A 19,503-nucleotide genomic window follows, 5' to 3' on the forward strand; every position below is an offset into this window, starting at 1 on the left:
GATCGCCGCTTGAAATTCTGTGGTTAACATGGCAAAAATTTGGGGCTGTTGCTCCCGCAGTTCCCCCAGGGAAAGACCAAGGGCCCTGGCCCGATGAATGGAGTCGATGGGCATGGTGGTAGCGTAACTAACCACCGCAAAAATGGTATTGCCCGAATCTTCATCTGTGGCTTTCACCCAGCTACCAAAGGCGGGCATGATAGGAAAGGTTAATTCCTCCGGTTCCAAACATTGGGCTAAAAAACCGGTGGTGCTGGTTTCAATTACCTCAGCAATGTGGTGGGGATGGCGTTCATCAAGGCTAAATTGGACTGATGGCGATGGCATAAAACTGACAAAATTAAGGGTAAATTAATGGACTTTTAGGGTGTTAATTTAAAATTCATCAAACCTCCCTCAAAACTGATTTGAATTTAATTACATTAAGCTCAAATCACAACTTAATTAAAACAACAATTAACTAATCGGGCCGTCGATGCTACCGGAGAAAAATTGCTTCAATAAAGGATGATCAGATTGGTAGGCGTCCGCTGTAGAACCATCCCACTGAATTTTGCCATCGTAAAGAAAGATAATCCGGTCTGTGGTGTGCTCAATGGTGCTGAATTGGTGGGTAACAATTAGATAACAACAACAAACATGATCCTGGCTGAGGAGATGGCGAATTAGACTCTCGATTCTGGTGGATGCCACTGGGTCTAGCCCCGCGGTGGGTTCATCGTAAAGCAAAATGTTTTTATATTGCTGATGTTGTTCAGGATTAATGACGATCGCCCGGGCCAAACTGACCCGTTTACGCATGCCGCCGGACAACTCTGCCGGAAATCGATCGCCAATACCTGGCAGGCCTACCAACTCCAAATTTTCTTCCACAATGGCCCTAATTTCCCTCGGCCGCAGGTCTGAATCTCGGTAGAGGGTAAAACCAACATTTTCCGCCACAGTGAGGGAGTCAAACAGGGCCGACTGCTGAAACACTAAACCCACCCCTAAAGCTTTTTCCCCTTCTTCAATGGAGCGTTGACGACGGTGGCCATGGACAACGACCTCGCCCCTGTCGGGGGTGAGCAAGCCGGCCACAATGCGCAAAATAGTTGATTTGCCCGTCCCCGATGGCCCAATTACCCCCACCGCTTCCCCTGGATAAATTTTTAGGTCCACATCGTCGAGGATAACTTTACGGCCAAAACTCTGGCTCACACCACGCAATTCGATAATGGGTTGGACGGTGTCACTCATTGGCTTTGGGGAGGAAGGACAGTGGCCTATGTCGGCCAGTCTAAGGGCTAATTATATTCCTGGGGAAAATGCGGCCCCAAGGCGATCGCCTTAGTGGAGCCTTCGGTTTTACCGTTGCTGTTATTACTTTTTTGACCCTGATGATGATACACAATCCTCTGCTGGGGAGCCCCCAGAGCAATACCAGCCAACTCAAAAGCCTTTTTCATTCTGAGGCGAAATTCCCTGCCCACGGGCCAATGTTGTCCTGCTTGGGTTTTAATCCACACCTGGAGTCGAATCCCCTTAGAAGCAATGTCATCCACCCCCAAAATGGCCGCCGGTTCCAAAATTTTCTCTTGCCAGAGTGGATCTTCCCGCATTTGTTCAGAAACAACCCGAATTAAATTAAGGGCTTTATCCACATTACTGGACTGGTCAATTTCCACAATAAATTCCGCCCTGGACCAATCCTTAGTCAAATTTTGGACTACGGAAATTTTACCGTTGGGAATGGTGCTCAAACGGCCCTCGGGGCCCCGCAACTGGGTGATGTAAATATTCATATTCTCCACCAGACCAAAAACATCGCCAATTTGCACCACGTCACCGATGGCATAGCGGTCTGTCCAAAGAATGAGGGTGCCATTGAGCATATCTTCCACCACGTTGCGCCCCAGAAAAGCTAGCACAAAGGCAACGCCGCCAAAACTAGCTAACACCAAAGGGTTAATGCCAAATAGCGCAATGGTGCCCAGGATGCCGAAAATAGTCAGCAGTGCCGAAATTCCTCCCTTGATGGCTGGGGAATAGGTCATGACCCTGAGGGTGTAACGGTTAGATTGTTCGTTATAGGATTGCTGTTCCTTAGCCCAATTATTGAGAAAGCCATCAACAAAAATACCGCACACTTTATCGATTAAAGTCACCCCAATCCAAAGCAGGGGAAAATACATGGCTTGGCCAATAAACAACAAGGTAAAGGGTCGGGTAGAGGGAAAAACATAAACGATAAATGCTCCCACAATAAAAATGCAGGAAATCTGCAGCCATAATAAAGTCCAACACATTAATAGGGCAAAGTTACGACGTTGTTTGAGTAGGGTTTGCCGCCGTAAATTTAAGCTGGCTAAATCGCCGATGTTTTGCCAAGCATGGTTAACCCGATGTTTAAATTGGTTGGCGAGGGGCATATACCCAGGAAAACTGTCCTCCTTAGATGGCACCCTATGGCCATTCTCCTCCTCTTCCCCTTGGCGATCGGGGTTGGCTTCTGGGGACTCTGACGCTTCTTGGCTAGCTAAGCGCAATGATTCAGCACTTTCTGCCTCAATGTCTTTAGTGATGGACTGGGCTAAAATTTTTAACTCTTGGCGTAGATAGCGGTCTCGACGGTAGAAAAAAGACCTAATCAAGCCCATAATGGCGACGATCGCCAGGGCCACCACCATAAAGGCACCACTGATGTAATAACGGTCCCAAGGATGTTGACGATCCAGTTCGTGGCCCCATAAAGCCTTATCAAAACTACTTTGTATTTTGTCGCGCCATTCATGGGCCAATAGATTGATGGGCTTACCATTAATAATTTCGTCAGCTTGGTTGACCGTAACAATGGTTTGCTGCGCTAGGCCCAGGGCTGGCTGACTCGGTACAAAAATTACTGTCTCATTGTTCTGAATGCCCACTTCCACGTTGGGGGTGAGGGGATGGATTTCGTCGGCGTCCACACTGGCTAAATTAGGCGCTGGGGAAGAAATAATTCGGATAGCACTCTGGGGAGCGTTACGGAAAGAAGTGGTAGGGGTTCTCCGCTCAACTGAACTGTTTTCTTGGTTGTCTTCCTTAGTTTCGGGTGTGGCATTGGTGGAGCCTGGGGGGCTAGGAGGGGGCGGGGCCGTTTCCCCCCAATTACCAGGGCTAGAGTGATAACCAAAGCGAGATTGCCTCAGATCAAAAACCTTGGAACGAAGAAATTGCACGTTCTTCTCAGGAATTTCCACTGTATTCAAGCCAGTTAACCGAGAATAAATGGAATTAAAAATTGATTCCACTTGCTTAGCCCGATTTTCGATCGCCTGGGCAGCTGCTTGGGAACTTTCCTCTGGGTTAGGAATTAACCCCACGGTGAAGGTGACTTGGGAACTGCCCCGCAAAAACACATCACTGCACCAGAGCCGGCCACAACGTCTTGCTTTATTGGTATCCCACCAGGGAGTAGTGGAGGCACTCTGACTGCTATCGGTTCCCCCCGCAGAAAAAACTATTTGCGCTGTAGCAGGGGGAATGATCACCGTTAGGGTGAAGGCCAGGAGACAAATCAGAATCAGACGCTTGACAGTGGCAAGTCGGTAACCCATAGGCATGGTCGGAGTTTTGTAAAGTTTTTGCAATAATTCACCGCCATCTTAGCAGTGAGTACGTTTTAAGAATGGTTGATGTAGACCATTGTTGTTTCCCAAGTTGACGGTGGAAGTAACAATCCGTTCAAACTCTGTGACAAACCAGGCAAATCCATCGAATTGTCAATGGGGTCTGAGGGCTTGGGGTTAAAAGTTTTTGGTAGGATGGAATAGCTTATCTGTCCCTATCTATATGGCTCTCGCTTCCCCTACAGATTTTCCGCAACCACGTCATGGGGCAGTGGTGGGTTTGGGGGGTAACATCGGCCCAGTGCTGGATAATCTCCAAGGGGCGATCGCCGAATTGGCCTCAGTGGCGGGCATTGAAGTGGAGCGCTGTTCTAGTTGGTACCGCAGCCAAGCCTTTGGACCGCCGCAACCGGATTATATCAATGGCTGTGTGACCTTACAGGTCAGTCTATCTCCCCCGGATTTGTTGCAAATTTTGCTGACCATTGAACAAAAATTTGGCCGCATTCGTTTGGAAAAATGGGGGCCCCGCACCCTGGATTTGGATTTAATTTTCTACGGCGATCGCCAACTGGATCAGGCCAAGCTGACCATTCCCCATCCTCAAATGCAATTCAGACCGTTTGTGCTAGTGCCCCTAGCAGAAATTGCGCCGGACTGGGTTGATCCCCGGTCAGGAAAAACCATCACCCAGTTAGTTGGGCAGGTGGATTGCACCACGGTTTGGCCCGTTGCTCCGGGGCCAGAATTAGGAGGGAGAATGGAATCAGAGCAAGTTTTGACTCCAAGCGTTATGGCACTTCATAAATAAGACCAAATATAGTTATGGGAATAGGAGATTTTGGCAGAAACCGATCGCCTGACAAAAAGTTCAAGGCTGAAACGGGAAGTGTTGGAGTAAACGCACCTGGGCAATCGTCTCAAAATCACGATCATTGTGAACCAACAGTAAATTATTCTCCAATGCAACTTGAGCGATACAGCAATCAATTGGACTGCGGACCGTTAGCCCCTGACGACGCAAATCATAGAAAATCCGCGCTGCTTTTTGCCAGGAACCATTTGTCAGTTCCACATAGTCCTGAGTTTCAAGATAGGTGGAAAGCAGCATCCACTCTTTTTCATTCAAACTCCCCTGCAGCATCTCAAGCTGAGTGAAACGTGCTAGAAAAACATCACGATCGTCAATTAATGTTTCAAGTTTTTGGCGGACTTGACCTGTAGGGTCCCGGAAGACGCTGATCCAAACAGAAGTATCAATCAGCAGCATAGCGAGTGTCCCGCAGATCTTTGTGGTCGAAATCCTTAGCAAACTGAATTTGCCCTGCAAGGTCGAGCAGGTTTTTCTTACGGCGTGATCGCACAAATTCTTCTAGGGCAAGGTTAAGCAGTTCTTCCTTAGTCGAAAGATGAGTGAGTTGAAAAGCCTTGTTAAGGAGGGAGTCGTCGAGGTTAATAGTGATTTGCATAAGGTAATCGTGCAACTCGTTTATTTCAAGGGAATTGGCAGTAAATTATAGCCGAATGCTTATAGACCAATCATTGCTAAAAGGGAAAAAGATTTTTGGGATCGCTGTGTCCAAAGCATTGATGCCATCAAGAGTTGAGCGGTGACAATTTAACTTTTGTGCCCCAAAAGGCGATCTCGTAAATGTTGGATGCGGTCTCGGTAGGTGGCGGCCACTTCAAACTCCTGTTTTTTAGCTGCTTCCTGCATTTTTTCTTCCAATTGTTGAATTAAATCGGGGATTTTTTCTAGGGGTAAATCCTGGGCCTGTTCATACACTTCTTCCAACTGTTGGCTATTTAAACGGCGGGAAATATCCAGGAATTGCAAAATTGCATTGTTGGCCCGCTTATTAATGGGTTGGGGGGTAATGCCATGCTTTTCATTATATTCTTGCTGAATTTTTCTCCTCCTTTCCGTTTCGGCGATCGCCTTTTGCATACTATCGGTGAAATTATCGGCGTATAAAATTGCTTGCCCGCGAATGTGACGGGCGGCCCGGCCAATGGTTTGAATCAAAGATCTTTCTGCCCGCAAAAAGCCTTCCTTGTCCGCATCCATGATGACCACCAGGGAAACTTCCGGCAAATCTAACCCTTCCCGCAGTAAATTTACCCCAATTAACACATCAAATTCTCCGTCCCGCAAACCTTGTAAAATTTCAATCCGTTGGATAGATTGAATCTCGGAATGGAGATATTGAACTTTGATACCCCGCTCGGAAAAGTATTCCGTTAAATCCTCCGCCATGCGTTTGGTTAAGGTGGTGATTAATACCCGTTCCTTCAGAGATACCCTGGTTTGAATTTCGCCATATAAATCATCCACTTGTCCGGTGGTGGGACGGACAAAAATTTCCGGATCGAGAACCCCAGTGGGACGAATTACCTGCTCAATTACCCTGGCTTCTGATTGTTCTATTTCCCAAACTCCTGGGGTAGCAGAAACAAACACACATTGTTTAACTTTTTGCCAAAATTCCTCTGCTTTTAAGGGTCGATTATCCGCCGCACTGGGCAGACGAAAACCATGGTCGATTAAGACTTTTTTTCTGGCTTGATCCCCGTTATACATGCCCCGCAATTGGGGAATGGTCACATGGGATTCATCAATTACTAACAGCCAATCTTCGGGAAAATAGTCCACTAAACATTCCGGTGGTTCCCCCGCCTGGCGATCGGCTAAATAACGGGAATAGTTTTCTACTCCGTTGCAATAGCCCACCTCCCGCAACATTTCCAGGTCATAGCGAGTGCGTTGGCTGAGCCGTTGCGCTTCGACTAAAAGATTATTTTTTTCTAGAAAAGCTACCTGTTGCTCCATTTCCGTTTGGATTTGCTGACAGGCTTTTTCTAGTGTTTCTTCTGGGGTCACAAAGTGACGGGCGGGATAAATGCTAATGCGGTCTAAACTTTGCAAAATTTCGCCGCTGACGGGATCAATTAACCGTAGGGCTTCCACTTCATCACCAAAAAATTCAATGCGAATTACCCGGTCTTCATAGGCTGGCACAATTTCCAACACATCTCCTTTGAGGCGAAATCGTCCCCGCTGTAGCTCCATATCGTTGCGGCTATATTGCACATTGACTAAGTCCCGAATCACTAACCGGGGGTCATATTCGGCCCCCACCTGGAGGGGAACGGCCGCCTTTAGATATTGACTAGGAATACCTAAACCGTAAATACAACTGATGGAGGCCACCACAATGACGTCCTGCCGTTCAAACAGGGAGCGGGTGGCCGAGTGGCGCAACATATCAATTTCATCGTTGATGGAGGCGGTTTTTTCAATGTAGGTATCCGTGACGGGAATGTAGGCTTCCGGCTGGTAATAGTCGTAGTAACTAATAAAATATTCCACCGCATTTTCAGGAAAAAATTGCCGTAGTTCATTACATAACTGGGCTGCCAAGGTTTTATTATGAGCCAATACTAATGTCGGTCTGCCCAATTCCGCAATCACCGAAGCCATGGTGAAGGTCTTCCCTGTGCCCGTTGCCCCCAGCAGGGTCTGGAACTTGTGTTGCCCCTGCAAAGAATCAAGCAAACTGGCGATCGCCGTGGGTTGATCTCCGGTGGGACGAAAGGGTGCGTGGAGGGAAAACAGGTCAGAAGTCATAGCGGCAAAGGGGCTATAGTCTGGGATAATGGGGCTGATTAAAGATATCTATCTTGGCTGGCCATTCAGCGGTGTATCTTTGAAAACAAGCAGAGTAATGCTAACAAAACACGGTGGGTGGCCTGTCTGTCTCGCACACTGGTTTATTGTCGATCGATTAATCGAATATTTATATTAAGGAGATAAACAGCATGACTGAGGAACAGCAGGGGCCCAACACCACCCCCAGCGAAGAAACCACCAGCAAAGCCAGCACCACCAATCGGGGTCGTCGTCCCAGAGCCGGTTCCAGCAAGGATGAGTCCGCCCTGGTCAAACCCAAACATATCGGTGGTCTTGATCTACTGCCTACCCCCAAGGGCATGCCCACTAATCGCCCCATTGAAGCCAGCAAGATCCATGTGGTAAGTACCTACGGTTCCATGGGAGCCACCAGACCTGTGGGGGCCAGCACCATGGAAGTGAGCAGTACCATGACCGTTTCCGGTAACCGTCCCATTGCCCTGAGCCATCTCCACATCAGCGAAATCACCGCTGGCAATCGCCCGGTAGCTTCCAACGAGATTGATGATCCCAACACCCTGATGGGTTACCTAGATTAATTTTCCGGTGGGAATTTTCGCTTTGTTCCCTTGCCCTGAGCTTAAACCTAGGCGATCGCCACGGGTACAACGGACCAACATAAATCTACTAAAAATGAGCCTCCAGCTTCGGAAACTATGGCCGACTGGAGGTTTTCACTATCTAATTTCTCCTGGGAAGAACCTAGGATCGGCTGATTTTGTCTTTTTGGCTGATGAAAATTAACCCAATGGTGGCGGGGATCAGTACAATGGCAGCACCCAACACCAGGCTCCAGAGAAAGTTTGCTAAAGAAGGGGTCATATCGCGTTAACCTCATTTTATAAAGACATCGCTCCCCATTCTATCGCCATCGGATGTCAAAGTTAGCCCGTTGAGGGCAGGATTGCTCCGGGGCCCAAGCCCCTGATTTTTAACCTATGTCGGCTATGTCAGATCTGTCGGATAACTTGAGTTTCATTTCCCCCCCCATTGCTTTAGAAAATATTCCCCAACCCCGCTGTTTATCCCTGGGGGTGATGGCCTCCGGCAGTGGCAGTAATTTTGAGGCGATCGCCAGGGCCATTAAGGAGGGGAATTTAAATGGGGCAGTAAAGCTGGTGATTTATAACAACCCTGATGCTGGCGTCAAACAACGGGCCATGAACCATGGAGTGCCCCACCGATTACTCAACCATCGGGACTACGCCAGTCGAGAAGCATTGGATCAAGACATTGTGGAGCATTTTCGCCAAGCAGGGGTGGAATGGGTCATCATGGCCGGTTGGATGCGGATTGTCACCCCAGTATTATTGGATGCTTTTAGTCGGCGGGTGTTGAATATTCACCCTAGTTTATTACCCAGTTTTCGGGGCGTGCGGGCCGTAGAACAGGCCTTGGCAGCGGGGGTAAAAGTGAGTGGTTGCACAGTGCATTACGCCGAAGCAACGGTGGACAGTGGTCCCATTGTGGCCCAGGCCGTGGTGCCAATTTTGCCCCATGATACGGGGGAGACTCTCCATCAACGTATTCAAGTCCAAGAACATCGCCTCTTTCCCCTGGCGATCGCCCTTGCCGCCCAGCCAAGCCCATGACTGCTCCCTATTTTTCCCTCAGCCAAGGTCACCTGCAATTGTTGAGTATTTGCCCGCCCCAATTTCAGCGGCGCTATTGGGAACAGTTGGGCAGTTTACTGGAACCCCAGCGCCAAGCCAAAACGGAATGGGGACAAAATTTCCACCAACTGGTTCAACAATGGACTTTGGGTTTACCCCTGGAAACTTTAGCGACCCCCAACCTCGACCCCCAGGAAGTGAATCTATTAGGTTCCCTGAAAAATTTAATTGCCACAGTGCCAGCGCTCCACCTGCCCTCCAGCCAAAGGCAAGCGGAACATCAACGAACCTTAGCCAGGGACGATGTCCTCTTGACGGTAGTCTATGACCTATTGGTGCTTACCCCGGACCAGGGGCAGATTTTTGATTGGAAAACCTATCCCCAACCTGCCAAACCGGAAAAACTGCACCACCATTGGCAGACTAAGCTTTACCTGTACGTATTAGCGGCAACGAGCGCCTATCCCCCCGAACAATTATCCATGACCTATTGGTTTGTGCAATCACCGGACAAAATCCAGCACTATACCATCGCCTACAACGAAGCTCAGCACAGGGCCACAGAACGGGAGTTAACCGATTTACTGCAGCAATTTCGCCAAGGATTAGCGGCTTGGCACCGACACCGTGCCCCCCTGCCCCACCGCCATAATTGCAACCGTTGTCCTTACCACGAACAGTTTTTTCCACCAGACTAGTTATTTGCCCATGACTTTTAGTGAAGAATTTGAATTGTTACTGCGGGCCTGTTACCCCCTGCTCTATATTCCCACCCAGGAAGAAGAACGACTGGAAATGGCGATCGCCACCAGTGCGGAGAAGTTGGGCAATCGCTCGGTTTACTATTGGGACTTTGTGGAGGGCTACCAGGGCAATCCCAATGGGGCCAATGTGGGGCGCCGCAATCCCCTGCAAGCCTTAGAATTTATCGAAAAATTACCCGGTAGTAGCAACGGTATTTTTGTTCTACGGGACTTTAATCGTTTTCTAGACGACGTTTCCATTTCCCGCAAATTAAGGAATCTAGCCCGTCGTCTCAAAGCTGAAGCCAAAAATCTTGTCATTGTTGCGCCCCAGATCTATATCCCCAACGAGTTGGCGGAAATTATCACGGTGGTGGACTTTCCCCTGCCCAGCGGCCTTGAAATTCAAGGGGAAATCGAACGATTACTCAGTGGTTTGGGCCAGACCCTAGAGCCAGCCTTACGGGATGAGTGGAGCAGAGCAGCCCAGGGTTTATCCATGGAAAGAATCCGGCGGGTGTTGGCCCGTTGCCTCGCGGACCATGGCCAGTTAGGAGCAGACGATGTGGAATTGATGTTGGAGGAAAAACGTCAATCCATCCGCCAAACCCAAATCCTTGATTTTTATCCTGCTAGTGAACGCATCAGCGACATTGGGGGCCTGGATAATCTCAAGGATTGGTTGCTCCGGCGGGGGGGAGCCTTCAGTGAGCAGGCCCGGCGTTACGGTTTGCCCTATCCCCGGGGTTTACTGTTGGCCGGCATCCAAGGCACCGGCAAATCCCTTACTGCTAAGGCGATCGCCCACCATTGGCATCTACCCCTGTTGAGGTTGGATGTGGGGCGACTGTTTGGCGGCTTGGTGGGGGAATCGGAAGCCCGCACCCGGCAGATGATCAACCTGGCTGAAGCTTTGGCCCCCTGTGTGTTTTGGATTGACGAAATTGATAAAGCCTTTGGGGGCATGGACAGTAGGGGGGATGGAGGCACCACCAGCAGGGTGTTTGGGGCGTTTATCACCTGGCTAGCGGAAAAAACTTCCCCGGTCTTTGTGGTGGCCACCGCTAATAATGTCCAGAGTCTGCCGCCGGAACTGTTGCGGAAGGGCCGCTTTGACGAAATTTTCTTTGTGGGACTGCCCAATAAAACGGAAAGGGAGGCCATTTTCGCCGTCCATCTGCATCGCCTGCGCCCCCATAAAATGAGCGATTATGACATTCCCCGCCTGGCCTACGAAACTCCAGATTTTTCTGGCGCAGAAATTGAGCAAATTTTGGTGGAAGCTATGCACATCGGCTTTAGCCAGAATCGGGAATTCACCACCGATGACATTCTTTCTGCCGCTAGCCAAGTGGTGCCCCTAGCCCGCACCGCCAAGGAACAAATCCAATTTTTGCAGGAGTGGGCCGCCGCCGGTAAAGCTCGTTTAGCCTCCAGGGACAGCGGTTTTCCCGCCATCAGCTGACCGTTTACCTCGTTTTCTTCCCCATGGCCAACTTCCCCAGACCCACTGAACAAACCAAACAATTTTTTCAGCAATGGCAAACTTATCAGCAGTTGATTGAGCACAATTACATGGCCCATCGACAAATTCACCAGGCGGTGGGGGCCTTGATTAAGCAACAGTTTGATCGCCCGTTTGATTTGTTAGACCTTGGCTGTGGGGATGCCCAGGCGATCGCCAAAACTTTGAGGGGTAGTGAAATTAATTCCTATACAGGGGTGGATTTATCCCCCAATGCCCTCGCCCTCGCCCAGCAAAATTTGGCTACTTTTCCCCGCGTGGAGCTCAGGGAGGCGGATTTTTTGACCTATTTAAACCAAGCAAACCCAACCGCCCCAGCTAGCTTTGACCTCATCCACGCCGGTTTTTCCTTGCACCATCTGCTGTTAAAGGAAAAAGAACAATTTTTTGCCCATTGTTTTTCCCTACTCCGCCCTGGGGGATATCTGCTTATCTATGACGTTTTCCGTCAGCCCCACCAAGACCGACAGCAATATCTCCAAGCCTATTTAGACCGGGCCCAAAGCCAATGGCTCGCCCTTGCCCCTGATCAAATCCAGGCGATCGCCGGCCATATAAAGGAGTGCGATTTTCCTGAATTGGTGGCTACCATGGCGGAAATTAGTCAAAAAGTAGGATTTATGCCGCACCAGGTCCTCTTTACTGAGCCTAGGGGTTTCCACCACTGCTTTGCCTTTCCCCTTGGTCAAAGTGGAAAAGCCCTGGCCCAAGACGGGGTGTAAAAAGCAATTTTCCGATAATATGGGCAGAAGCTAAACAGTGTCTCAATATGGGGGACTGTGGGCCGTAAACATTCAATCCGAATAATAAAGGACTGGTTGAAGATGGAAGAACAAAAGACAGCAACTGCTGGGGTTAAAACCGACGTAGGACCAATCACTACTCCCAATCCCAAAAATTCCCCAATCACCGACCAGGCTTGGCAGGAATGGCTACAACCGGTCTGGGAAGTGCTGGGTAAAATTCCTGAAATGACCGGGGAGTTTTTCGAGGACAACAAACAACCCCTCATTTCCCTGGGCATAATCCTGTTGGGCATTATCAGCGTCAAAATCTTGATTGCTGTGCTCGATGCCATTAATGATATTCCTTTATTGGCACCAACTTTACAGTTGATCGGCATGGGCTACACCGCTTGGTTTATCTGGCGTTACCTTTGGAAAGCCGAAAAACGCCAAGAGTTGGCTTCCGAGTTTGGTGCATTAAAGGAGCAAATTTTTGGCGGTTAGTGTCTCCAGACCACCCCAGCTTCTTTTTCCTGCCCCTGTCCTCCGGGTTTAATGTTCGGGGGATTTTTTCTGCCCTGGGTCAAAACCAACCCATCCTGACCCACCGGGGTGGGACAGTTTACGCCTCATTGCCTCGGTGGCTGGTATTCTAGGAGTTAGTTTCCCGCCATTCTTCCTCCCCTTTTTTCAGGAGCGATGAGCAACTCCCCGTCTGTCCTCACAGAGCTATTGCAGTCCTTACCGAGTCTGCGGGCCCAAACCTATTTCAAGTCTTCCCTTACGGCCCTGTCCCACGCCATGGAAGATCAGGTGTTAGCGGAAAGTACAGCGGGCAATCCCCTGATTATTGCGGCTTTTCAGCGGGAAAGGTTTTATCGTCAAGAAGCCCATCGCTATCGCCGTATTGCCGATAAGAGCAACCAGGTTTATGTGCTCTCCGCCCCGGAGACAGAGTTTAAGCACAGCTCCGGCATTTATGAAACCATTGCCTTTACGCCGGAAGATAGCCTCGCCCAGGAATGGCATTTAGTGGTCATTGGCGATCGTTATGCCAGTTGCTTAATTTGTCGAGAACGGCCCACCCAGGATAAATGGGACAGTAACCGCCGTTTTGAGGGGATTTGGACCTTTGATCGCCAGGTGAGCCGGGTGGCGGCCGAACTGTTGTTAAAACGGATTTTGGTCTACCGTCCAGAGTTACAAGCCAAAATCGAGGAAGCTACCCAAACCTGGCTCCAACCTTCCTGCACCGTCCCCCCCCGGGGCATTGATGATAACCCCGATCCCTTTGTGCAACGGCTAATTACCTATCTCCAGGCCGGACAGTACAAACTAATTAAAGCCAATCGCAATTTACAGGACAAAGAAGAGCGGGAAAGACTGCTTAACTCGATCACAACGGCGGTGCGACGTTCCCTCGATCCAGAGGAAATTATGCAAGTGGCAGTGGAAAAACTGGGGCAAGGCCTGGGCATTTGTCGCTGTGTAATTTACCGCTGTAGCGCTGATGATGCGGTGGCGACCATTAGCCATGAATTCCTCAGTAGCGGTGTTGGCTCCATCAAGGGTTATCCCTGGCCCCTCAAGGATAATCCCCTGTTTCAGCAGGTGGTGGCCCTCAAGGAGGCGATCGCCATTGACAACATTGACCGAGATCCAAGGTTAGGGGAACCGGGACCCTCCACAGGAGAAGTGAAAACCCTGGTGAAAAGCTGTGCCATCCTTTCTTGGATGTTAGTGCCGATTTTTTATCGGGAAAGACTGCTGGGCATGATGGAATTCCACCACTGCGGCCCAGCCCCCACAGAATGGGAGAACGATGCCCTCACCCTAGTGGAAGGGGTGGCCACCCAGATCGGAGTAGCGCTGATCCAAGCGGAATCCTATGCCAACCTCCAGGAATTGAATGAGCAATTGGCAGCCCTAGACCGCACCCGTTCTAACCTGGTGGCCATTACAGGGCACGAACTGCGGACTCCCCTTTCCACCATCCAAGTGTGTTTAGAAAGCCTGGCCACGGAACCGGATATGCCCCAGGAGTTACGGCAGGTGATGTTAAACACCGCCCTGGAGGATGCGGAGAGGATGCGTAAACTGGTGCAGGATTTCCTCACATTGTCCCAGCTAGAAAGTGGCCGGGTGGAATGGAACGCAGAGCCGATTTCCCTGGAGGAATGCGTGGAACTTTCCTTGAGCCATATCCGGGCCCACAATCGTGGCCAAGAGGTGCCCGCCATTATTAATCAGGTGAACGGAGAAACCCCCATGGTGGAGGCAGACGGGGAATGGTTAGTGGAATTGTTGACCAAACTTTTGGATAACGCCATCAAATTCACCCCCAGCAATGGTAAGATTTCCATCGCCGTTGATCGCCCGAATCCATCCCAATTGGAAGTTACCATCACCGATACAGGGCGGGGCATTGAGCCCAACCGCCTGGAAACCGTATTTGATCGTTTTTATCAAGAAGAAGGAGCTTTACGCCGCAGTCGGGGGGGCACCGGCATTGGCCTAGCCATCTGTCGACAAATTGTCAGCGGTTGGGGGGGGGCAATTTGGGCCGCTTCCGATGGTAAAAACCACGGCACTCAGTTCCATTTCACCGTCCCCATTGTCTTGCCAGAGAACCCTGGCCCCACCGTGGAGGAAATTGTGGCCAAAAAGCGAAAAGCCGTGGCCCCTAGGGCATCTTCCCGGGGTAAAAGAAAATAAGATTTTTTCTTAAATTACCTAACTCAATTAATTCAATTTAAAAAATAACCGCACTGCCTATTCGCTATCTGCCAACGATAGTGCCGGTCTCAGTCCCAACATGGAGTTTAAAACTTTTTTCGATGCTTTTCCCCTCGGTATTTTCGTCGTCAATGCCAAGGGTAGACCAGTTTATGCCAACCTCGCCGCCATTAATCTCCTAGGAAAAGGCCTTTGGCCCGAAGCGGCGATCGACCAATTAAACGATATTTACCAAGCCTATCAAACCGGCACCAATCAACTTTATCCCCTCACCGAACAACCGTTACTCAAAGCCCTCCAAGGGGAAACCTACCAGGTGGACGACATGGAAATTCATCAGGGGGGACAAATCATTCCCTTGGAAGTCACAGGGACACCCATTTTTGATCATCAGGGTACATTGCAGTACGCCATGGCCGTGTTACGGGATCTGCGCGATCGCCAACGGAGAAATGAACAGCAGATTGCTTTGCAACAGGATTTACTGCGGCGCAACCAGGGGCTGGTGCAAGAAAATGCCACCCTAAAGCGCAAATTAGCGATGTTGGAGGCCCAGTTAGAAGCCCAGTTAAACCCAATACAGTCGGAAGCCTAGGAGCTCATGGAGCCATGGCTCTCCCCCTTTGATTGGGGAAACATTAGGCCGTGCCACCGCTCTTCCCCCATAATGGCCCCTTGATCTATTGGAATCTAGCCTGTGTCTCCGTCTGGTAAATCGTCCCGTTCCTTGGCTAATATCGCTGGCATTGTGGCGATCGCCACCTTGATCAGTAAAGTTTTTGGTTTATTGCGTGAGCAGATCATCGCCGCCGCCTTTGGGGTGGGGACGGTGGTGACGGCCTACGCCTATGCCTACGTGATCCCCGGCTTTCTCTTTATCCTTCTCGGGGGCATTAATGGGCCGTTCCACAGTGCTTTGGTGAGTGTGCTAGCGAAACGGGACCGGGAAGAGGCGGCTCCCTTAGTGGAAACCGTTACCACCCTGGTTAGTGGAGTATTGCTTGGGGTAACAATTATTTTGGTGCTGGGGGCGGGAATATTTATTGACCTACTGGCACCGGGATTAGAGCCAGAAACCAGACGCATGGCGGTGCAACAGTTGCAGATTATGGCCCCCATGGCCCTACTTTCGGGGTTAATTGGCATTGGCTTCGGTACCCTGAATGCGGCGGATCAGTACTTATTGCCCAGCATTAGTCCTTTGCTTTCCAGTATTACCGTCATTGTGGGCTTAGGGGCCGCTGTGTGGCAATTGGGGGAGCAATTAAACACCGAACCCTATTGGTTATTGGGTTCCCTCTTGCTAGCAGGGGGGACCACCGCTGGAGCTGTGTTGCAATGGTTAGCCCAGATTGTGCCCCAGGCCAAAGCAGGCATGGGGAAATTGCGGCTGAGGTTTAATTTTGCCCTGCCGGGGGTAAGGGAAGTTTTGCAGGTCATGATTCCCGCCACCCTGTCTTCGGGGATGTTGTATATCAACTTTGCCACCAACCTGTTTTTTGCTTCCTTTATTCCCAATGCGGCGGCGGCCATGCGCTATGGCAATTTTGTTGCCCTCACTCCCCTGGGCATTATTTCCAATATGATTTTGGTGCCCTTTCTGCCAGTATTTTCCCGCTTAGCTGATCCCCAGGATTGGTCAGAATTAAGGCTCCGAATCCGCCAGGGAATCATGTTAAGCGCCCTGACCATGTTTCCCCTCACAGCCATTTTAGTGGGGCTAGCCATTCCCATTGTTCAGGTTATTTATGAGCGGGGGGCCTTTGACGCAGAGGCGGCGGCGGAGGTGGCTCCGGTGTTGGCAGCCTACGGTTTAGGCATGTTTTTCTACCTTGGTCGGGATGTGTTGGTGCGGGTATTTTATGCCCTGGGGGACGGGAACAGTCCTTTCAAGGTCAGTCTATTTAACATTTTCCTGAATGGTTTATTGGATTTCCTCTTCTATAAACCCTTTGGCACAGTGGGCATTGTCATGGCAACGGTGGGGGTAAATCTTTTTTCTATGGTTATCTTTATTTGGATGCTGAACCGTCGTCTAGCTGGTCTGAATCTGTGGGGCTGGCTCATTGACCTGGGCAAACTGGTTGGTGTTACGGCGATCGCCAGTGTGGCGGGTTGGCAGGGGAGTGTGCTGTGGCAGAAACTTTGGGGGGTGGATAGCTTGGTGGAGAATATCCTGGAAGTGCTGACCATGTCCAGCATTATCCTGGTGGTGTTCACTGTGGGGGTGGCCTTTGCCAAAGTCCCAGAGGTCAATTTACTAGGCGATCGCCTGTGGAAAAAATTCAAACGGGTTTAGGCAGCAAAGAAATTTTCCCAAGGACAATGAAAGAGTTGGGTTTTTTAGCTGTTCCAGCACATATCAATATTGTTACTATCAACCTCTCTGTCAGTACTATCTGCTTGAATTAGCTAGAATGATGCCATGGCAACCTTCTTGGCCCTATTACCCCGCTCCCTAACCACATTTTTGTATGCTGTAGCGGCATTATTGAGGTTTTATGGCAACATCGACACCACCCCCTTCCAACCCATCCCCCTCACCATCCTCGAATGGAGTTTCTGGGCGTTCACTTTGGGCACAGCGTCTTTGGTGGTTAATCTCGGCCTTGAGTGGAACGCTGGAAATCGAAGCCGATATCAAGCGGATCGAGCAACAGAACGCGAAACTAGACGAGATGATCTTGCGAACGAGGAACGATAAAAAGCAGATCGAGAAAGAGACCGAGCAAATCAAGAAAGAAACCGAGCAGATCAAGAAAGACAACGAGCGGCTGGCCGAGCTAGAATCCAAAATCGATTCTTCATTTCGCAAATACGGTATCAACTTACCCCTAACCCAGATACCAGATCAGCCCTGACGGATTTTCTCAGCTTTCTGCAAGAGTATGGCGAATACTAATTCATCCTCCGGGAATACGAAAATTAAGGTTTTTGTCTATGGAACCTTGATGCCAGAAGAGTGTAATCACCAAGCCTATTGCCACCACCAAATTGAGCCCCCTGTCCTGGGCTATGTGCGGGGACGGATCTACCATTTGCCAAATTTTGGCTATCCAGCCCTGGCGATCGGGGAAGATAGGGTTTGGGGCTATTGCCTCACCTTTGCGGCCGGCTTTTCCCTGGAGCATCTGGATAGTTTGGAAGATTATCAACCAGGGCGATCGCCCCAAGAGAACGTGTATGATCGTTGCTGGGCTAAGGTATTTGACCCCCAAGATCAGGTGATGACGGAAGCGTGGCTCTACCGCATGGATCCTGAAAAAATTGAGCAGTATGGAGGAATTTATCTTCCCAATGGCCGTTGGTCTAGCCAGCAGAAATCTATCGCCTAAGCTCCCATGGAGATTAAGACCCACTCTTTGCCAAGCTGTCCCCAGACCATTGCCTCGGCCCTAGAGGGTTCCCTCCAGAGGGGTTTGGCGACATTAGAGCAAGAACTGCCTCCCCGTTGGCATGAATGGATGCAGGAATATCAACAGAGCCTAGGGGAATTATCCAATCCCCAGGTTTTATTAGCAGAAACAGAATCAGCCAAAGTTTGGGCTGCCGTGGTAGCTTTTTTGCGAGTTGGCCGGGGGACATTATTCATTGCCAATCACCAATGGCAACAAAGGGAATGGCAACAAGTAACCCAATTTTTGCACCCCGATCGCCTCTGGGGACCATTGATATGGCAACAACAATGGTTAAAGCTCACCAATAGTAATTCGGCAGTAAATTCCGTTCACCGCCAGACCATCACTCCAGAAAATCAACCAGCTTCGAAAAAGTCAGAACTATTAATTGGTTTTCCCACTGGCGGCTCTTCGGGCACAATCCGTTTTGCTCTCCATAGCCCCCAGAACTTGACCGTGGCAGTGGGCGGTTTAAGGCAGTGTCTTGCCCCCCTATTACCCCGCCATGGGCAAATTAACAGTTTTTGTTTGCTTCCCCTCTACCATGTGGGCGGCTTTATGCAATGGTGGCGATCGGCCCTGACAGCGGGGAACTTTAGCCCCTTAGACTATGGCTTGGTAAAACAATTTCCCCCTCCTTTACCCCCCGACTACGTCACTTCCCTAGTGCCCACCCAGTTGGCATATTTACTGGATCGCCATGGTGCTTGGTTAAAAAACTTCCGGCTAATTTTTTTAGGGGGAGCCCCGGCCTGGCCTGCACTGTTGGCCAAAGCAAAAGCGGCTGGACTTAACCTCGCCCCCACCTATGGCATGACGGAAACTGCCGCCCAAATTGCCACCCTCACCCCAGCAGAGTTTCTGGCTGGCCAAACGGGGGTAGGGAAGTTGTTACCCCATGTGCGGCTCACCATCACCAACTCCGACGGGGAAGCAGTTTCCCCCGGCACCGTGGGCATAATCAATATCCAATCCGATGCTTTATTCCAGGGTTATGTATCCCAAGGGACAGGCCAGAAAGAAGCAATTTTCACCACCGGGGATTTGGGTTATTGCCACCATGGCTACCTACATGTCACTGGCCGTCGGGGTCGGCGTCTGATCAGCGGTGGAGAAAACATTGACCCAGAGGAAATCGAAGCCTTTTTGCTCGACCAGAATTTAGTCCAAGATGTAGTCATCGTCGGAGTTGGCGATCGCCATTGGGGAGAAATGTTGGTGGCAGTCTATGTTCCCAAACCGAGTCAGGGGGATGATTTGGTCAACCTGAGCCAGCGGGTGAAAGCCCAGTTAAGTGGGCCGAAATGTCCTAAGCATTGGTTTCCTGTGCCGACTCTACGGCGATCGTCTTTGGGCAAATTAAACTACCAATTTTGGCAAACCTGGGCCACGGAGCAACTAGGGGTCAAAGATAAGGGGTAACGGCAATAATCCGTGGGTATGAGTTATTTACTGACGTTGTCGAGGATTCAAGTAAGTCGG

General features: G+C 50.1%; 19 protein-coding genes and 1 pseudogene. 13 read left to right on the forward strand and 7 right to left on the reverse strand.

What is annotated here, in order from left to right:
* The 3 genes from IQ217_RS05670 to IQ217_RS05680 all read right to left on the reverse strand — a co-directional run.
* Window positions 1–327 (reverse strand): HAS-barrel domain-containing protein (locus IQ217_RS05670; protein ID WP_276529752.1); only part of this gene is annotated, 327 nt, incomplete at its 3' end.
* A 129-nt stretch (window positions 328–456) separates the two neighbouring features.
* A complete protein-coding gene (locus tag IQ217_RS05675; protein ID WP_194019229.1) occupies window positions 457–1,239 on the reverse strand; it encodes an ABC transporter ATP-binding protein in 783 nt (260 codons plus the stop codon).
* A 47-nt stretch (window positions 1,240–1,286) separates the two neighbouring features.
* Window positions 1,287–3,578, reverse strand: a complete 2,292-nt coding sequence (locus IQ217_RS05680; protein WP_228025701.1) for a mechanosensitive ion channel family protein — start codon at window positions 3,576–3,578, stop codon at window positions 1,287–1,289.
* Window positions 3,579–3,813: 235 nt separating this feature from the next.
* On the opposite strand from IQ217_RS05680, the gene folK reads away from it, so the two are divergent.
* Window positions 3,814–4,401 (forward strand): 2-amino-4-hydroxy-6-hydroxymethyldihydropteridine diphosphokinase, encoded by a 588-nt coding sequence (gene folK, locus IQ217_RS05685; RefSeq protein ID WP_194019231.1) that lies wholly within the window; start codon window positions 3,814–3,816, stop codon window positions 4,399–4,401.
* A gap of 60 nt (window positions 4,402–4,461) precedes the next feature.
* On the opposite strand, the gene vapC is transcribed toward folK, so the two are convergent.
* The 3 genes from vapC to uvrB form a co-directional block, all read right to left on the reverse strand.
* On the reverse strand, window positions 4,462–4,860 hold the full coding sequence (gene vapC / locus IQ217_RS05690) for a type II toxin-antitoxin system VapC family toxin (protein WP_194019232.1): 399 nt from the start codon (window positions 4,858–4,860) through the stop codon (window positions 4,462–4,464).
* Complete coding sequence (locus IQ217_RS05695; protein ID WP_194019233.1) at window positions 4,847–5,059, reverse strand: type II toxin-antitoxin system VapB family antitoxin; 213 nt, start codon at window positions 5,057–5,059, stop codon at window positions 4,847–4,849. The genes vapC and IQ217_RS05695 overlap by 14 nt, the downstream gene beginning before the upstream one ends.
* 149 nt (window positions 5,060–5,208) lie before the next feature.
* Window positions 5,209–7,218 (reverse strand): excinuclease ABC subunit UvrB, encoded by a 2,010-nt coding sequence (uvrB, locus tag IQ217_RS05700; protein WP_194019234.1) that lies wholly within the window; start codon window positions 7,216–7,218, stop codon window positions 5,209–5,211.
* Window positions 7,219–7,409: 191 nt separating this feature from the next.
* Between uvrB and IQ217_RS05705 the strand changes: the two genes are divergently transcribed.
* Window positions 7,410–7,820 carry a hypothetical protein gene (locus IQ217_RS05705; RefSeq protein WP_190598577.1) on the forward strand — a complete coding sequence of 137 codons (411 nt, stop codon included), beginning with the start codon at window positions 7,410–7,412 and terminating at the stop codon, window positions 7,818–7,820.
* Between the two features lie 163 nt (window positions 7,821–7,983).
* Here IQ217_RS05705 and psbX read toward each other — a convergent pair whose 3' ends face one another.
* Window positions 7,984–8,103, reverse strand: coding sequence for a photosystem II reaction center X protein (gene psbX / locus IQ217_RS05710; protein WP_190598576.1), 120 nt, complete (start codon window positions 8,101–8,103; stop codon window positions 7,984–7,986).
* Between the two features lie 116 nt (window positions 8,104–8,219).
* Here psbX and purN point away from each other — a divergent pair, with 116 nt between their 5' ends.
* The 11 genes and pseudogenes from purN (at window position 8,220) to IQ217_RS05765 (ending at window position 19,443) form a co-directional block, all read left to right on the forward strand.
* The gene (gene purN / locus IQ217_RS05715; RefSeq protein WP_194019235.1) at window positions 8,220–8,873 is read left to right on the forward strand and encodes a phosphoribosylglycinamide formyltransferase; all 654 of its coding nucleotides are present in this window, start codon (window positions 8,220–8,222) and stop codon (window positions 8,871–8,873) included.
* Complete coding sequence (locus IQ217_RS05720; protein ID WP_194019236.1) at window positions 8,870–9,592, forward strand: PD-(D/E)XK nuclease family protein; 723 nt, start codon at window positions 8,870–8,872, stop codon at window positions 9,590–9,592. Before purN ends, IQ217_RS05720 begins: the two co-directional genes overlap by 4 nt.
* Before the next feature lie 10 nt (window positions 9,593–9,602).
* Window positions 9,603–11,102, forward strand: a complete 1,500-nt coding sequence (locus IQ217_RS05725; RefSeq protein ID WP_194019237.1) for an AAA family ATPase — start codon at window positions 9,603–9,605, stop codon at window positions 11,100–11,102.
* Window positions 11,103–11,125: 23 nt separating this feature from the next.
* Window positions 11,126–11,884, forward strand: a complete 759-nt coding sequence (locus IQ217_RS05730; RefSeq protein WP_194019238.1) for a class I SAM-dependent methyltransferase — start codon at window positions 11,126–11,128, stop codon at window positions 11,882–11,884.
* A 102-nt stretch (window positions 11,885–11,986) separates the two neighbouring features.
* The gene (locus IQ217_RS05735; RefSeq protein WP_199309718.1) at window positions 11,987–12,391 is read left to right on the forward strand and encodes a CAAD domain-containing protein; all 405 of its coding nucleotides are present in this window, start codon (window positions 11,987–11,989) and stop codon (window positions 12,389–12,391) included.
* A gap of 195 nt (window positions 12,392–12,586) precedes the next feature.
* The gene (locus tag IQ217_RS05740) at window positions 12,587–14,602 is read left to right on the forward strand and encodes a DICT sensory domain-containing protein (RefSeq protein WP_194019239.1); all 2,016 of its coding nucleotides are present in this window, start codon (window positions 12,587–12,589) and stop codon (window positions 14,600–14,602) included.
* 100 nt (window positions 14,603–14,702) lie between these two features.
* Entirely contained in the window at window positions 14,703–15,218 is a 516-nt protein-coding gene (locus tag IQ217_RS05745) for a PAS domain-containing protein (RefSeq protein WP_194019240.1), read from the forward strand.
* 102 nt (window positions 15,219–15,320) lie between these two features.
* Window positions 15,321–16,922 carry a murein biosynthesis integral membrane protein MurJ gene (gene murJ / locus IQ217_RS05750; RefSeq protein WP_194019241.1) on the forward strand — a complete coding sequence of 534 codons (1,602 nt, stop codon included), beginning with the start codon at window positions 15,321–15,323 and terminating at the stop codon, window positions 16,920–16,922.
* A gap of 126 nt (window positions 16,923–17,048) precedes the next feature.
* Window positions 17,049–17,525: pseudogene (locus tag IQ217_RS05755) on the forward strand (hypothetical protein).
* Complete coding sequence (locus IQ217_RS05760; RefSeq protein WP_194019243.1) at window positions 17,512–17,958, forward strand: gamma-glutamylcyclotransferase family protein; 447 nt, start codon at window positions 17,512–17,514, stop codon at window positions 17,956–17,958. Before IQ217_RS05755 ends, IQ217_RS05760 begins: the two are co-directional and overlap by 14 nt.
* Window positions 17,959–17,964: 6 nt before the next feature.
* On the forward strand, window positions 17,965–19,443 hold the full coding sequence (locus IQ217_RS05765) for an AMP-binding protein (protein ID WP_194019244.1): 1,479 nt from the start codon (window positions 17,965–17,967) through the stop codon (window positions 19,441–19,443).
* The last annotated feature ends 60 nt before the right edge of the window (window positions 19,444–19,503 follow it).

The sequence above is a fragment of the Synechocystis salina LEGE 00031 genome, from assembly GCF_015207985.1.
GTDB lineage: Bacteria > Cyanobacteriota > Cyanobacteriia > Cyanobacteriales > Microcystaceae > Synechocystis > Synechocystis salina.

What these genes read in the sequence shown, in the direction of transcription:
- IQ217_RS05675 (WP_194019229.1), bottom strand. Translation starts at nt 1,239, where the DNA reads ATGAGTGACACCGTCCAACCCATTATCGAATTGCGTGGTGTGAGCCAG.
- IQ217_RS05680 (WP_228025701.1), bottom strand. Translation starts at nt 3,578, where the DNA reads ATGGGTTACCGACTTGCCACTGTCAAGCGTCTGATTCTGATTTGTCTC.
- folK (WP_194019231.1), top strand. Translation starts at nt 3,814, where the DNA reads ATGGCTCTCGCTTCCCCTACAGATTTTCCGCAACCACGTCATGGGGCA.
- vapC (WP_194019232.1), bottom strand. Translation starts at nt 4,860, where the DNA reads ATGCTGCTGATTGATACTTCTGTTTGGATCAGCGTCTTCCGGGACCCT.
- IQ217_RS05695 (WP_194019233.1), bottom strand. Translation starts at nt 5,059, where the DNA reads ATGCAAATCACTATTAACCTCGACGACTCCCTCCTTAACAAGGCTTTT.
- uvrB (WP_194019234.1), bottom strand. Translation starts at nt 7,218, where the DNA reads ATGACTTCTGACCTGTTTTCCCTCCACGCACCCTTTCGTCCCACCGGA.
- IQ217_RS05705 (WP_190598577.1), top strand. Translation starts at nt 7,410, where the DNA reads ATGACTGAGGAACAGCAGGGGCCCAACACCACCCCCAGCGAAGAAACC.
- psbX (WP_190598576.1), bottom strand. Translation starts at nt 8,103, where the DNA reads ATGACCCCTTCTTTAGCAAACTTTCTCTGGAGCCTGGTGTTGGGTGCT.
- purN (WP_194019235.1), top strand. Translation starts at nt 8,220, where the DNA reads ATGTCGGCTATGTCAGATCTGTCGGATAACTTGAGTTTCATTTCCCCC.
- IQ217_RS05720 (WP_194019236.1), top strand. Translation starts at nt 8,870, where the DNA reads ATGACTGCTCCCTATTTTTCCCTCAGCCAAGGTCACCTGCAATTGTTG.
- IQ217_RS05725 (WP_194019237.1), top strand. Translation starts at nt 9,603, where the DNA reads ATGACTTTTAGTGAAGAATTTGAATTGTTACTGCGGGCCTGTTACCCC.
- IQ217_RS05730 (WP_194019238.1), top strand. Translation starts at nt 11,126, where the DNA reads ATGGCCAACTTCCCCAGACCCACTGAACAAACCAAACAATTTTTTCAG.
- IQ217_RS05735 (WP_199309718.1), top strand. Translation starts at nt 11,987, where the DNA reads ATGGAAGAACAAAAGACAGCAACTGCTGGGGTTAAAACCGACGTAGGA.
- IQ217_RS05740 (WP_194019239.1), top strand. Translation starts at nt 12,587, where the DNA reads ATGAGCAACTCCCCGTCTGTCCTCACAGAGCTATTGCAGTCCTTACCG.
- IQ217_RS05745 (WP_194019240.1), top strand. Translation starts at nt 14,703, where the DNA reads ATGGAGTTTAAAACTTTTTTCGATGCTTTTCCCCTCGGTATTTTCGTC.
- IQ217_RS05760 (WP_194019243.1), top strand. Translation starts at nt 17,512, where the DNA reads ATGGCGAATACTAATTCATCCTCCGGGAATACGAAAATTAAGGTTTTT.
- IQ217_RS05765 (WP_194019244.1), top strand. Translation starts at nt 17,965, where the DNA reads ATGGAGATTAAGACCCACTCTTTGCCAAGCTGTCCCCAGACCATTGCC.